This is a genomic window from Vibrio sp. 1751 (genome assembly GCF_033339895.1).
GTDB classification, from domain to species: Bacteria; Pseudomonadota; Gammaproteobacteria; order Enterobacterales; family Vibrionaceae; genus Vibrio; species Vibrio alginolyticus.
Genome location: NZ_JAWOVM010000029.1, coordinates 33,910 through 48,143 on the forward strand (window position 1 = coordinate 33,910; position 14,234 = coordinate 48,143).

13 protein-coding genes, 1 rRNA gene and 1 riboswitch are annotated in these 14,234 nt (G+C 47.3%); of the genes, 5 read left to right on the forward strand and 9 right to left on the reverse strand.

Annotated elements, in window-relative coordinates:
* The first annotated feature begins 15 nt into the window (after window positions 1–15).
* On the forward strand, window positions 16–2,463 hold the full coding sequence (locus tag R7041_RS11630) for a trimethylamine-N-oxide reductase 2 (protein ID WP_206949218.1): 2,448 nt from the start codon (window positions 16–18) through the stop codon (window positions 2,461–2,463).
* A 70-nt stretch (window positions 2,464–2,533) separates the two neighbouring features.
* On the opposite strand, the gene R7041_RS11635 is transcribed toward R7041_RS11630, so the two are convergent.
* The 8 genes from R7041_RS11635 to thiD form a co-directional block, all read right to left on the reverse strand.
* Complete coding sequence (locus tag R7041_RS11635; RefSeq protein ID WP_206949219.1) at window positions 2,534–3,259, reverse strand: phosphatase PAP2 family protein; 726 nt, start codon at window positions 3,257–3,259, stop codon at window positions 2,534–2,536.
* A 182-nt stretch (window positions 3,260–3,441) separates the two neighbouring features.
* Window positions 3,442–4,056 carry a thiamine phosphate synthase gene (gene thiE, locus R7041_RS11640; protein WP_206949220.1) on the reverse strand — a complete coding sequence of 205 codons (615 nt, stop codon included), beginning with the start codon at window positions 4,054–4,056 and terminating at the stop codon, window positions 3,442–3,444.
* 50 nt (window positions 4,057–4,106) lie between these two features.
* The gene (gene thiM / locus R7041_RS11645) at window positions 4,107–4,910 is read right to left on the reverse strand and encodes a hydroxyethylthiazole kinase (protein WP_206949221.1); all 804 of its coding nucleotides are present in this window, start codon (window positions 4,908–4,910) and stop codon (window positions 4,107–4,109) included.
* A gap of 12 nt (window positions 4,911–4,922) precedes the next feature.
* On the reverse strand, window positions 4,923–5,591 hold the full coding sequence (tenA, locus tag R7041_RS11650) for a thiaminase II (RefSeq protein ID WP_206949222.1): 669 nt from the start codon (window positions 5,589–5,591) through the stop codon (window positions 4,923–4,925).
* A gap of 54 nt (window positions 5,592–5,645) precedes the next feature.
* Complete coding sequence (locus R7041_RS11655) at window positions 5,646–6,596, reverse strand: ABC transporter substrate-binding protein (RefSeq protein ID WP_206949223.1); 951 nt, start codon at window positions 6,594–6,596, stop codon at window positions 5,646–5,648.
* Window positions 6,597–6,643: 47 nt separating this feature from the next.
* Window positions 6,644–7,444 carry an ABC transporter permease gene (locus R7041_RS11660; protein WP_206949224.1) on the reverse strand — a complete coding sequence of 267 codons (801 nt, stop codon included), beginning with the start codon at window positions 7,442–7,444 and terminating at the stop codon, window positions 6,644–6,646.
* The gene (locus R7041_RS11665) at window positions 7,437–8,192 is read right to left on the reverse strand and encodes an ABC transporter ATP-binding protein (protein ID WP_206949225.1); all 756 of its coding nucleotides are present in this window, start codon (window positions 8,190–8,192) and stop codon (window positions 7,437–7,439) included. Before R7041_RS11665 ends, R7041_RS11660 begins: the two co-directional genes overlap by 8 nt.
* Window positions 8,182–9,039 (reverse strand): bifunctional hydroxymethylpyrimidine kinase/phosphomethylpyrimidine kinase, encoded by an 858-nt coding sequence (thiD, locus tag R7041_RS11670; RefSeq protein ID WP_047102518.1) that lies wholly within the window; start codon window positions 9,037–9,039, stop codon window positions 8,182–8,184. The genes R7041_RS11665 and thiD overlap by 11 nt, the downstream gene beginning before the upstream one ends.
* A 97-nt stretch (window positions 9,040–9,136) precedes the next feature.
* Window positions 9,137–9,244: riboswitch (TPP riboswitch) on the reverse strand.
* A gap of 311 nt (window positions 9,245–9,555) precedes the next feature.
* Between thiD and R7041_RS11675 the strand changes: the two genes are divergently transcribed.
* A complete protein-coding gene (locus R7041_RS11675; protein ID WP_031780818.1) occupies window positions 9,556–10,941 on the forward strand; it encodes a TldD/PmbA family protein in 1,386 nt (461 codons plus the stop codon).
* On the forward strand, window positions 10,941–12,284 hold the full coding sequence (locus R7041_RS11680) for a TldD/PmbA family protein (RefSeq protein ID WP_206949226.1): 1,344 nt from the start codon (window positions 10,941–10,943) through the stop codon (window positions 12,282–12,284). Before R7041_RS11675 ends, R7041_RS11680 begins: the two co-directional genes overlap by 1 nt.
* A gap of 77 nt (window positions 12,285–12,361) precedes the next feature.
* Here the strand turns inward: R7041_RS11680 and trmY are convergent, their stop codons facing one another.
* Window positions 12,362–12,961, reverse strand: a complete 600-nt coding sequence (trmY, locus tag R7041_RS11685; RefSeq protein ID WP_017634347.1) for a tRNA (pseudouridine(54)-N(1))-methyltransferase TrmY — start codon at window positions 12,959–12,961, stop codon at window positions 12,362–12,364.
* 158 nt (window positions 12,962–13,119) lie between these two features.
* On the opposite strand from trmY, the gene R7041_RS11690 reads away from it, so the two are divergent.
* Both R7041_RS11690 and R7041_RS11695 read left to right on the forward strand, forming a co-directional pair.
* Window positions 13,120–13,644, forward strand: coding sequence for a DUF3087 domain-containing protein (locus tag R7041_RS11690; protein ID WP_064354470.1), 525 nt, complete (start codon window positions 13,120–13,122; stop codon window positions 13,642–13,644).
* A 515-nt stretch (window positions 13,645–14,159) separates the two neighbouring features.
* Window positions 14,160–14,234 (forward strand): 16S ribosomal RNA (locus R7041_RS11695); the annotation flags it as partial.

The window sequence follows — 14,234 nt, forward strand, 5'->3', positions numbered from 1 at the left end:
TAGAAGGATAAGATTATGACTAATATGACCCGTCGCGGATTTCTAAAAGGCACTGGTATGGCGGCTGGTGCAATGGCATTCACTTCATTTGCACCTATGTCTGTTGCGTCTTCAAACCAGCGTGGCAAGGGCATTCTAACGGCGGGCCGCATGGGCCCAATGCTGTGTGAAGTGAAAGATGGTAAGTTGGTTTCGACTACTAATGCTCTTCCACAAACTGTACCAAATAGCCTACAAACTACTGGGCCTGACCAAGTGCATACCAAGGCGCGTGTGAAGTACCCAATGGTACGTAAAGGCTACTTGGCAAACCCATCGTCGCCAGAAGGTGTGCGCGGTAGTGATGAGTTTGTGCGTGTGTCTTGGGATGAGGCTTACAAGCTGATCCACGAACAGCACATGCGAATTCGCAAAGAATATGGCCCGGCTTCTGTGTTTGCAGGCTCTTACGGCTGGCGTTCAAGTGGCGTGCTGCACAAAGCACAAACCTTGCTGCAACGTTACATGAGCATGGCGGGTGGCTATTCAGGCCACTTGGGTGACTACTCAACGGGTGCTGCGCAGATCATCATGCCGCACGTTGTGGGCTCTATCGAAGTGTACGAGCAACAAACCACGTACCCAGTGGTATTAGAGCACAGCGATGTGGTTGTGCTTTGGGGCTTAAACCCAATCAACACTCTAAAAATCGCGTGGAGCTCAACAGACTGTGCTGGTCTTGAGTTCTTCCATCAGTTGAAAAAGTCAGGCAAGACGGTTATCGCTATTGACCCTATTCGTTCTGAAACCATCGAGTTCTTTGGTGAGAATGCGGAGTGGATTGCTCCTCACCCAATGACCGACGTGGCAATGATGATGGGTATCGCACACACCTTAGTGAAACAAGGTAAGCACGATAAAGCCTTCCTCGATAAATACACCGCAGGTTACGACAAGTTTGAAGCGTACCTGATGGGCGAAGAAGACGGCGTAGAAAAATCAGCAGAATGGGCATCACAAATCTGTGGCGTACCTGCGAAGCAACTTGAGCTACTGGCTGACATCTTCAGTAAAAACCGCACCATGCTGATGGCGGGTTGGGGCATGCAGCGCCAACAATACGGTGAGCAGCGTCACTGGATGCTGGTTACACTGGCAACGATGTTGGGCCAGATCGGTTTACCGGGCGGTGGTTTTGGTTTCTCTTACCACTACTCAAACGGTGGTAACCCTGCTCGTGATGCTGGCGTACTTCCTGCGATTTCGGCATCGCTGGGTGGCGGCTCTTCTGCGGGGAACGACTGGGCGGTGTCTGGCGCGGTGCAAAGCTTCCCTGTAGCGCGTATTGTCGAGGCGTTGGAAAACCCAGGTCAATCCTACCATCATAACGGTCATGAACTGACGTTCCCGGACATCAAGATGATTTGGTGGGCCGGTGGTGCGAACTTTACTCACCACCAAGATACCAACCGCTTGATTAAAGCATGGCAAAAGCCTGAACTGATCGTGATTTCAGAGCCTTACTGGACGGCGGCTGCGAAGCACGCGGACATTGTTCTGCCAATCACCACATCGTTTGAGCGTAACGACTTAACGATGACGGGTGACTACAGTAACCAACACTTGGTGCCAATGAAGCAAGTGGTTGAGCCGCAAGGTGAAGCGCGTAATGACTTCGATGTATTCGCGGACATGGCAGAGATGCTAGCTCCGGGTGGCCGTGACGTATACACTGAAGGTAAAACCGAAATGGAATGGCTGTACGGCTTCTACAAGGCGGCGCAACAAGGTGGCCGTGGCTCTCGCGTAGCAATGCCGAACTTCAGCAAGTTCTGGGAAGATAACCAACTGATCGAGATGAAGTGGAACGAGAAGAACGCACAGTTTGTTCGTTACGCAGATTTCCGTGAAGACCCGATCATGAATCCACTCGGTACACCAAGTGGTAAGATCGAAATCTTCTCGAAAACCATTGAAGGTTATCAGTTGGAAGACTGTCCTCCACACCCAACGTGGATGGCACCAACCGAGTACACTGGCAATGCAAAAGACGGCGAGTTGCAGCTAATGACCGCGCACGCAGCGCATCGTCTACACAGCCAGTTTAACTACGCGAAGATTCGCGAAGAGTACGCAATTGCAAACCGTGAACCTATTTGGATTCACCCTGAAGATGCGAAAGCGCGTGGTATTAAAACGGGCGATTTAGTTCGTGCGTTTAACAACCGTGGCCAAGTATTGGTTGGTGCAGAAGTGACTGACCGAATCAAGCAAGGTTCAGTGTGTATTCATGAAGGCGGCTGGCCGGATCTGGATCCGAAAATCGGCATTTGTAAGAACGGCGGTTGTAACGTGTTAACGTTGGATATTCCGACCTCTCGACTTGCAAACGGCTGTGCGGCGAACTCGGCACTGGTTCGTATTGAAAAATACACTGGCCCAGAATTAGAACTAACAGCGTTTGAACCACCAAGAAATGGTTAGAAAAAAGTAGCGTTTTAAAGCAAGAAGCCAGCGAATCGCTGGCTTCTTTTTTATCTAGTCATCGTTCACATTAGCGCGAAGCGAGAGAAACAAATGGCATCTGTTTCTTAATCTGAAATGTCGGGAGTAAAGTAAATACAATCGCGACAAACAAGACTGAGCCTATTAAATCTTCAGGGCGATGCATCCCCAGCCATAAGCGGCTATATGCGACGCTCATTCCCCACATCCATAATGACAGTGCAGAGATATAGCACTTGTTCTGTAAGAACAACCCGCCAAAGAAAGCCAAACAAATCGAAACGAAAATCGTATGGCCGGATGGGAAAGAATAGTCTTTCTCGCCTTGCCAATGGCGCGTTCGCCAATCACTGACGTGTTCAGAAATCTGGTTAATTACGTTGGCTTGCTGCTTTGTATCCAACTGATAAAACGCTTCTGGGTGCTCAATCAATTGCTCTGCAGCAAGCAGTTCGGCGTAGGGACGCGGGCTTTCTGTCATCAGTTTTAGCCCCGTTTTGCTGGCAAAACCAATCACAAGTAACAACCCTAACATTGAGAGTCTTTGTATCCACTCAATGCGACTTGGTTTAAAGCGAAATAAAGAAAGCAGTAGCAGTGTTAACGTAATTAAAAAGCCTTTGCTACCAGCAGAATCTGTGAGCAAAGTAAAAGTAATACCCAGACTTTCAGGCACCTGTGAAGTGAGATTGTGATAAGAGCCAAACAGCGACATTGGGATGATGCCAAGAACAAACAAGGCGAGCATCATCAATCCATATTTTTTGGTTTTCATTGAGAGCGTTTTGTTTTTATTGAGGGTTATTCAACCACGTGAAAATAAGGGGCTTATCTTACGTTATCTGGCGTGAAAAACTTATCAACGCTCTGTCAATTTGACGAGAGAATGAAGGTTGAGTGATGAATTGATGACATTTATCCGGAGGGTAAAGGCGCTCATCCTTAAGCGTTGGGGTCTTAATCCATCAGAGAAAGTAAGTACTCTGCTGCTTTGGTTGGGTTTTCTGCATGACAAATGGCAGAAACCAAAGCCAAACCATGCACACCTGTCGCACTCAGGGCAGGAATGTTGGTTTCGTTGATGCCACCAATCGCGACGATTGGTAAGGGCGTGGTGTTCAGCGCCATCTTCAAACCTTCAATACCCCAGTGTTTTTTGGTGTTGGTTTTGGTAGGTGTAGCGAATATCGCACTCAAACCGATGTAATCAATGGGCAGATAACCCGCCTCTGCCAGCTGCTCTTCAGTCTCAATCGATAAGCCGAGAATCTTGTTTGGGCCAATCAATTGACGAGCGATCTCTGCTGGCATGTCTGACTGCCCGAGGTGAACACCATCGGCATCGACGGCAAGGGCAACATCAACACGATCATTGATGATTAGCGGGACGCCAGTACCTTCAAGGATAGTCTTTACGGCTTGAGCTCGTTCGATAAACGCACGCACATCACCGTGTTTTTCGCGAACTTGTACCATGGTCACGCCACCTTCCACGGCTTTTCTCACAACACGCTTTAGTGTGGCTAAATCTTGTTGGTCATCGGTGACCAAATATAAACGATAGGCGTTCATTTTGTTTCCTTTGGGCCTCTCATCTAGATGGAATGAGAGGCCGATATTTGTTAGAGAAAAGCTTTGCTCACTTGGAGCTTTAGGCGTTTTGCCAGCGTTTCTTCATCCAACTGGTAAAGCTCATCCAACAGGTTCATTTGCAGGCTACCTGGACCACGAGCTTGTTCCGCTGCAATTTCGCCAACAACGCCCAGTACCGCCGCAGCAGCAAGTCCGGAGTGATCACCAACAGCAGCGAAAGCCCCCGTCAGTGCCGTTAGTGTGCAGCCCATGCCCGTTACGTAAGGCATCATCTCGTGACCATTATTCAACTGGACGGTTTGCTCTTTCGTGACGATGTAATCAGTCTCGCCAGAAATCACTACACTTGCACCATACTCTGCGACTAAGAAGTTGGCTGCGCCAAGTGCTGCGTCGCTGCTGTCTAACGCATCAACGCCTTTGCTTTGTGCTTGCTCGCCAGCGAGAGCGATGATTTCTGAAGCGTTACCACGAATGATCAACTTGTCTGCAAGGCGTGCGATCTCACGTGATGTCTCGGTACGTAATGAGCTTGCTCCACAACCGACGGGGTCGAGTACAACGATTTTACCATTTGCATTGGCTTGCTCTACGGCATAGCTCATACGCGGTGTCCAAACGCTGTCTAGGGTACCGATGTTGATAACCAGTGCGCCAGCGAACGACATCATCTCGGCCATTTCCTGCTTGGAGTGCGCCATGATTGGAGAAGCACCGATAGCCAATAGCGCGTTTGCCGTGTTGTTCATCACCACGTAGTTAGTGATGTTGACGACTAACGGCTTTTGCTGGCGTACTGCGGTTAATGCTTGGGTGATTTGTTCAATTAACATGAGACTCTCCGATTAATCTTGCTGAGCGTTCAGACCTTGTTGCCAGAATGCCACTTCCATACGCGTTGCAGTTTTGAATACCTGAATCAGGTTTTGACCGCGTTGGCTATTGATGTCGATTTCCGCCAATAACTGATTAAAGTGTTCTGCACCTTTTGCGACACCAGATTGGAATTCCTCACCACCGTAGAGGTTGATCCAACTTGCGTATGGGTTGCCTTCGATTACCGTGTTCTCATCTTCAATCAGCATTTTACCGATTACGGCATAACCGATAGAGCATGGTGCTAGTGCCGCGTATAGATCAACAAGATCGCCCGTCATGCCAGCATCCAATACGTAGCGCGTGTAAGCCACAGTGCCGAAATCTTCTGGCTCGTTTTCTAAGTCGGATTCTGTCAGTCCCCATTGCTCACAGTAAGTCACGTGGTGGGCGATTTCAGAATCGAGCAATGCATGTACGCTTGGGAGAGCGCGGCGCATGTCATCCAAAGTACGCGCTTTGTAGATCGCTAATGCGTAAGCTCGTGCGTACTGCTTTAGGAAAAGAAAATCCTGCTTTAGGTAATGCAGAAAACAAGGCTGAGTCAGAGTGCCTTTTGCCAATTGCTGTACGAAAGCATGCTCAGTGTATTCTTGCCAATCTTGGCGGCAAGCGTCGATCAAATCTTGGTATTTCATTATGGGTATCTCGTTATCAAAAGACCCTAGGCTGAGATCCTAAGGTCAGTAGAATTAGTCAAAGCTCGGTACGTAATCTTTCGCTTTTGGCAGTGTTTCGATGATTTTTTGTGAATACATGAATTGCGCATAATCATCGTAGCGTTTCAGATCTACTGCGGATGGACGAAGAGCAAAACGAGTTAGCGTGTCGTTCCAAGCGCGTTGGTTAAGCTCGTTGTTGAGCGTGTCTGGTGAATAAGCCACGAACTCTTTCCACGACTCTTTTGGATGGTTAACGATGTAAGTGGTTGCTTGCTCTAGCGCTTTGTTGAATGCCTTGATGGCTTCTTTGTCGTAGGTTTTTGCATTGGCTACGAAGACTAACTCGTCATACGCTGGTACGCCGTGTTCTTCAGGGAAGAAGGCCTTAGCTTTATAACCTTCTAGTGCAAGTTGGTTGGTTTCGAAGTTACGTAGACCGCCCCAAATCGCATCCACTTTGCCAGACGCAAGAGACGAAGACAGTGCCCAACCTACGTTGATGATTTGTACGTCAGAAAACTTCACGTTCTCTTCAGCTAGCATGGTGCCGATTGTCGCTTCTTCGTTGCCTGCGATCGCAATACCGATCTTCTTGCCTTTCAAGTCACCAAGGTTTTCATTCTTACCGTTATCCAACACCATCAGCGTGTTGAGTGGCGTAGCAATCAGAGTCGCAGAGCGGATTAGTGGCAAACCAGCTGCGACATCGATAGTTAGGCTTGGTTGGTATGAAATCGCCATGTCGACTTTGCCAGCAGCGACCAACTTAGGAGGTGTACTTGGATCTGCTGGCTCTTGAATGTTGACCTTCAAACCTTGCTCTTTGAAGTAACCACGCTCTTTGGCAATAACGATAGGACCATGGTTTGGATTGACGAACCAATCCAACATCAGTGTCATCTCTTTTTCAGCGGCAAGCACGTTGGTTGATACCACTGAAGCGAGTAGAGCAGCAGCGCTCATAAGTTTGTTTTTATTCACGGGGTTCTTCCTTTTCTTTCCCAATTTTCTTTGGTTATTTTCTGTAATTATTTGCTTTCCCAAGGGATGGCTTTTTTCAATAATTTATCGGTGATGAAGTAGAGTGAGATAGACAGCACAGCGAGGATAAACAGCGCTGCAAACATCTCATCAATGATCATGCGAGCGTTGGCTTGGAGCATCAGATAACCCAAGCCTTCGCTTGAACCTACCCACTCACCGACCACTGCTCCAATTGGCGCAATAACGACGGCAACACGAATACCTGAGGCTAAAGTTGGTAGTGCGGCTGGCAATTGAATATGACGAAGTAGCTGCCATTTAGACGCGCCCATGGTCTTGGCAAGGTCGAGGTAACCTGTTGGCGTATTGCGCAAGCCGTCATAGCAACATGTCGTGACGGGGAAAAAGATGATGATCGCCGCCATGACTACTTTTGATGCAATGCCGTACCCCAGCCAAAGCATGAGCACTGGCGCGATGGCGAACACAGGGATCGCTTGGCTAGCAATCAGAATAGGCAATAGCCAACGCTTCAGCGGCTCGAACATCAGCATTTGCAATGCGAACAGCAAACCCATCGATAATCCAAGCGCCAAGCCAAGTAAGATCTCTTGCGCAGTAACCCAAGTATGTTTGAGCAGGACATCGTAACGAGTGACCAATCTATCCAGCACTTCAATTGGTGAAGGTAAGATGAAGCTTGGCATATCGAATATCACCACGACCAACTGCCACAATCCCAAGATCACCGCCGTGCTAATGACCAAGCGCAGAGCCGGATGGGGCACGCGTTCTTTTTTACTAATACGTGCCGAAACGGAGTTGTACTGAGTCATATCACTCATAGTCTTTCTCCAATTCATCCAAAATCGCCTGTTGTAGCGCTGCGCACTCTCCATCGAGAACTCGTGGCGGCTTGGAGTCTGGAACGACCAAGTGCTGAGCTTGCGCAGGCGTGCCTTGCAGTACATAGAGTTGGTGAGCTAATCGCACCGCTTCTTGTGGGTCGTGGGTAATTAGAACAACCGTCTTATCTTTCAGTAAATCGGCAGACAAGGTTTGCAACTTATGGCGCGTAACCGCATCCAACGCAGAGAAAGGCTCATCCATCAGAACTAGAGGTTTGTCTTGCATCAGAGTGCGAGCAAGGGCAACACGCTGTCTCATGCCGCCAGAGAGCTGAGCTGGCTTAGCATCCGGGTAATCGGCGAGTCCCACTTGGCTGAGTAAAGTCAGTGCACGTTGTTTATTTTGTTCTGGTGCTTGCTCTTGAGAAAATCGAGAACTGAGGCAGACGTTGTCTAACACATTCAACCACGGCAGCAACAAGTCTTGCTGCGCCATGTAGGCAATACGCTTGTGTAAGGTGATGCCATCCGTGGTCGTTAACTCGCCATGCCATTCGACTTTGTCGTCTAACAAACCCGCTAGATAACGAAGGATCGTCGTTTTTCCGCAGCCACTGCGACCAAGTAACACTGTCCATTGATTAGCAGGAATAGTCATACTCAACCCTGCTAGCGTTGGTGTTTGGCTGTCTTTGTATCGCAGACTAGCATCGGAAAGCTGAATGCCAATCGCGTTAGCGAACATAAGTATGACCCGCAAAAAAGTGGTTCACAGGGCCATGGCCTTTACCTACATCCAATTCATCAGCGTGCGCGATAGCTTGGCTGATGTACTGCTTACCCAGGTGCACCGCTTTGTGTAGGTTGTTGCCTTGGCCAAGATAAGACGCAATGGCGGAAGAAAGTGTACAGCCTGTGCCATGGGTGTTTTTGGTTGGAAATCGCTTGGCGCTAATTAACTCGGCACTGTCTTGCATGATAAGCAGATCGTTGCTGTTTTCATTTTCTTCAAGGTGACCGCCTTTGAGCAGAATAGCTTTGGCGCCAAGCGCACGAAGGTCGGTAATCATATCGTTCATTTCAGATTCTGATTGAGGCATTGGCTTACCCGTCAATGCTGCGCCTTCGGGTAGGTTAGGGGTAATGATGTCTGCGAGCGGAATCAATTCTTCTTTTAAAGTGCTGATTGCCGACTGTTCCAGTAATAGATCGCCGCTGGTGGCCACCATTACAGGGTCAATCACGAGGTGTTTTGGCTGGTATTGTTTAATTTTGTCAGCAACGACTTTGATGATGTTGGAATCTGCCAGCATGCCCACTTTTACTGCAACGATGTTGAGGTCGGTGAATACCGCATCGAGTTGACTCTCTACATGGTCGAGAGGAATTGGGAAAATCGCAGAGACGCCTTGAGTGTTTTGTGAGGTGATGGCGGTAATCACTGAGCAGGCAAAGCTACCAGTTGCGGACATCGCTTTGATGTCAGCTTGAATACCTGCACCGCCACCACTGTCTGAGCCCGCGATGGTCAATACGATAGGGGTAGGCAAGGCTGGCGTTTGATGTGAATGAGGTTGTGATTGCTGCGTCATGGTCGCTCCTACTACAAGACGTATAGGAACTGACTTTGACCGTTGCAGATAGATCGATTTTTCGATCGCTATCGCTTACCTAAGAGGGGCGACGAAAGGCAAAGTGTGCATAGTTCCCTACGTCAGTGCTAACTGAATCAGGTTCAACGGGTCTCGAATTTCGATCTCAGCCAACACTTGTCGTGTGGCCCCCCGACTATTTCGTTCGGATGATAGCAGGACCATTGCGGAAGGGATACGTTTTTTGAGCGTAATTATAATGAGTATTCAATTATGCGAGGTGAGTGATAAAGTAAGCACCTAAATGGTTTGCTGGGTGGAATTTACTAGTGCAACGCTCTGGTGAATGAGCAGAACCTGGAATATTTAATAAATAATCGTGGTCTCGTTAAGCAAGGATTAGCACAAAACAAGGTTAAAAAACTGTTAAAATTTAACGTGTTACCAATTTAACTTTGTTGAACTTTTTCACAGTTAATTAGGATGGCTAAGACGATCATCGAGCAAGGAGACTTCATGCTTAATTCTGTAACAGCGAAGTCAGTGATCGATCATGCGCTCTTTTTGGGGGCTGATTTCGCTGAACTATTCGTTGAACATCACCAAACCAACACTGTCCAGATCGCATCTGGTGAAGTGGATAAGGTTAACTCGGGTATCGATTTTGGTATCGGTATTCGTCTTTTTTTCGGTCATAAGGTGCTTTACGGTTACACCAACAGCACAGATGAAGCCGAACTAAAGCGCGTAACCTCGCTGCTTGCTGCAAAAGACAAGCGTGAGCAAATCGCGTCAGCGGGTTCTTTGAATTTGAACCGCTACCCAATCCAACATGGTTGCCGCATGCCGCTAAGCAAGGATGCTAACCTAGATTCAAAAATCGCGTTTCTATTGAAAGTTGACCAAGCCGCACGTGCTGAGAGTGAACATATCAGCCAGTTTATTGGCAGCGTTCTTCAGCGCGAGCAACAAGTGTCTATCTTCAACTCAGAAGGTCTACACGTTGACGATACTCGCCACTACATTCGTGTTGCTGGTAACACTGTCGCGCAAAAAGGTAATGAGCAGTCTTCTGGTATGGAAGGTCCTGGCGCTCTTGCTGGTTGGGAATTCAGTGAACAGCTTGATGCCAAAGAGCTAGGTCAAACTATCGCGCAGCAAGCGTTAGTAAAACTTGGCGCGGATGCTTGTCCATCGGGTGAAATGCCGGTGGTGATTGGTAACGGCTTTGGCGGCGTTATCTTCCATGAAGCATGTGGTCACTTGCTAGAAACCACTTCAGTTGCGAAGAAAGCATCAGTATTCCACGACAAGATGGGCGAAATGGTTGCTCACACCGCGGTGAATGCAGTCGATGATGGCACCATGACCAACGAATGGGGCTCGATTCATGTTGATGACGAAGGCATGAAGACTCAGCGCACCCAATTGATCAAAGACGGTAAGCTAACCAGCTTTATGGTCGATAAAATGGGTGGCATGAAGACAGGTTACGAACCTACGGGTTCTGGTCGTCGTCAAAACTACAAGTTCGCACCAACCTCGCGTATGCGTAATACCTTTATCGAAGAAGGCGAGCATTCACTTGATGACATGCTGGCAGGCATCGAGCGTGGTATCTATGCGAAGAAGATGGGCGGTGGCTCGGTTCAACCGGGTACGGGTGAGTTTAACTTTGCTGTTCGTGAAGCTTATCTCATTGAAAATGGCAAAATCACCAAGCCTCTGAAAACAGCAACGCTGATCAGCACGGGTCCAAAAGTGTTGAAAGAAATCAGCATGGTCGGCAAAGACATGGCACTTGCGCCGGGCATGTGTGGTTCCGTAAGTGGTTCAGTACCAACAACAGTCGGTCAGCCAACACTGAAAGTCGATAACATTCTGGTAGGAGGCGGTAACTAATGAGCCAAGAACAACAACTTCTTAATGCGGTTGATTACGTCCTATCAGAAGCAAAACGCCAAGGTGCAGAAGCGGACGTCATTGTAAACCGCAACAGCAGCTTTTCTCTGAAAGCGAACCAAGGAAAGCTGGATGAGTACAAAGTAAGCTCAAGTCAAGTGCTGGGTGTTCGAGTTATTAAAGATGCTCGTGTCGCGACAAGTTATTCTGAATCACTAGAGCAACCAAGTTTAGATTTGATGCTCACAAACGCGCTGCAAAGTGCTCGCTTTTCCAAGCAAGATGAACATCAAACCATCAGCTGCGTAAACAGCAAAATCACCACTGATATTGCAGAAATTGCGCAAGACGATACCACATCGGTCGATGAGAAAATTGAACTGTCCCTTGCGCTTGAGCAAGGTGTTGTGGCTCTGCCTCACGCTTCAAGCTCACCATACAATGGTTACAGTGACGGTGAAACACAACTGATCATTGCCAATACTCAAGGCACATTGTGTCAACACTTCGAGCGCTCGTTCACTTGTTACGCGTATACCTTGTTTGAAAAAGACGGCAAACAGTCAATGGCGGGTAGAATGTCACTTGGTCGCCGTTTTGATGAGTTGAATCCAGCTTACTGTATAGAAGGTGGCTACAACCTTGCTCGTGATCTTCTGGAAGGCGCTCCGGTTGCGACAGGTAACTACCCTGCTATTTTCCACATCAATGCGCTAGCAAGTTTATTCGGTGCTTTCGGCAGTGCTTTCTCTGGCGTAAGCGCGATGAAAGGCATTACGCCACTGGGTGACAAGCTTGGTCAACGTGTTGCGAGTGATTTAATTACCTTTACTGATACGGCTTACATGCCAAATGGTATGGCAATCGCGAGTTTTGATAGTGAAGGCTTCGCTACTCAAGATAATGTCATGATTGCTAATGGTGAGTTGAAAACCTTGCTACACAACAGCCAGACCGCAAGTTACTTGGGCGCAGTCTCGACAGCAAGTGCCGCTCGCGGTGCAAAATCGAGCCTAGACGTATCAGCGAATCACAAAGTGATTGCGACGGGTAACAGCAGTGCGTCAGAAGTAAAAGCGGGTGAGTACCTAGAGTTAGTCGAACTTCAAGGTGTCCATTCTGGTGCGGATGCAGTGAGTGGTGATTTCTCATTTGGCGCGAGTGGTTTCTTGTGCCGTGATGGTAAGCGCATTCAACCAGTTCGTGGGATCACGGTAGCGGGTAACTTCTACAATATGCTGCAAGAAGTTGAGGCAGTAGGTGATACTCAGCTAATTAACTATAGCCGAACTTTCTTCTCGCCAGACGTTCGTTTTGCTCGTTTGAGCATTGGTGGTAAGTAAACTTAGCATTACTATAGAAACAAAAAGAGGACTCAATAGAGTCCTCTTTCATTATCTAGCAACGTGTGCGCGAATAACTAGAATTCGCGTATGTCCAACTCATTGTGGATCAATACTACACACTGAGAAGCGAAAAGCATCTTAGGACCTAAGCTGATCTTCTCTGTGCCAAGGCGCTTTAAGCTGTTGAACGACTTCTTCGGCATCGGAATGTGATCGGTTAGTAAGAAACATGGATTTTCACCAATTTCTGCGTCACGAACAAATTCGCCTTTCTTGTCCAACATATAAAGTTGGTGGTCTTCCGCCAGTTCTTGCACCAAGCGTTCAAAGCTCACTGTACGAACCGTAATACCGGGTTCAACTTCACGAAGCTGCTCTTTACCCATACCAACCGAAGCATCCAAAGCGCGAGCCACTGCTGCAATCAAGGTTGACTCATGGAAGCCGCCAATGTTGGTGATGTCGTTGGAGCGAATAGTAATGGTGCGTGAGAAGTCTTTTGTGCTTTCCAAAACCAAGTGAACAACCACATCTTCACGGTGTGATTGAGCAACGAACATAGTGTTCATCATGGTATGAGCAAGAATCTCTGTATGCGCTTCATTACCAACACCTTCTAACAGTGCTTTGCTGGTGGTTGGCGCCGCGCGAGCTCGTAAAACAAAAGAGCGCATGAATTTAGCCTCTATATAGGAAGAGTGAATGCGCGGAAGTATATACCCAAGCAGGGAAGGGATGCGAGTTTAATAGCAAATGTGAACTTACTTACAAAGCTTCGATTGTCGTGCGGAGTGCGCTGGTTAAAATAGAGGGAACCTGTTAGGAGCGGTATATGGAAATCAAACAGATAAATAAAGACATTTATAAAAAGAAAGTAAGCCTTGTGATTGGCGGTTTTGTTGCGTTGCTCGCCATCTCTTCTCTTGCCTTTAGTACCTTGCTGATTGTTTTGTTTGGCAACACTGAAGTCGTACCAGAACAATCAACGGGCAATTTCCATTGGAATTTGATTGGTGTCGTTCTCGCAGTTGCAACTTCCCTCTCTTTATTGAATCAAATTAAAACTCGACCATACATGGAAGAAGTGCTGTACGTTTGGAAACTCAAGCAACTGCACAACAAAATCTTTCGTAAACTAAAAAGCATTAAAGCAGCCGCGAGCAATGACAATGTAAAAGCGCTCACTACGCTTAAGTTCTATTACACCACGCAACGCCAAGTGTTTGAGTTAGACAACAACACACTGACGATGAGCAGTGTTAATAAAGAATTGGAGGCTATCGAGCAAATCGAAGCGGCGCAATCACTGGATCTTGATATCACCAGCTTTAAAGAGAGCTGGGTAGACACATACTGATTGCCTATTTGTTACTTGAAGTTAACAACTGAGTGCTAAAATTAAGCGTTTGAGTGAGATTTAATCACTCGATGCTTTTTTTTTAAGTTTTTTTCTAAAAAGGGGTTGCCAAGAAAAATCATCTCCCTATAATGCGCCTCCGTTGTCAGGGCAAAGCGGAAACGCAAAAGCAATTGGCAATAAGGCGAAAGAAAGCTTCTAAAAATTAATTTTAAAAAGTGTTTGACACTGAAAGTTAATTCCTTAGAATACGCCTCCGCTTCGATAGCAAAGCTTACGAAGCAAGCTCTTTAACAATATAGACCTATCAATCTGTGTGGGCACTCGTTGATGATAATCCAAATAGTTTCTTCGGAAACAATTTAGGTTTCAATGAAACGAAGTGACCATTCGAATTGGGAAGCAGCCTTGAGCTGTTTTGTTTTACTTTTTCAAAAGTAAAAACCAATAAGAGCACAGTCAATTCAAACATTACTTATGTAATGTTCAGTATTCATTGAGCCGAACAAAATCTTAAATTGAAGAGTTTGATCATGGCTCAGATTGAACGCTGGCGGCAGGCCTAACACATGCAAGTCGAGCGGAAACGA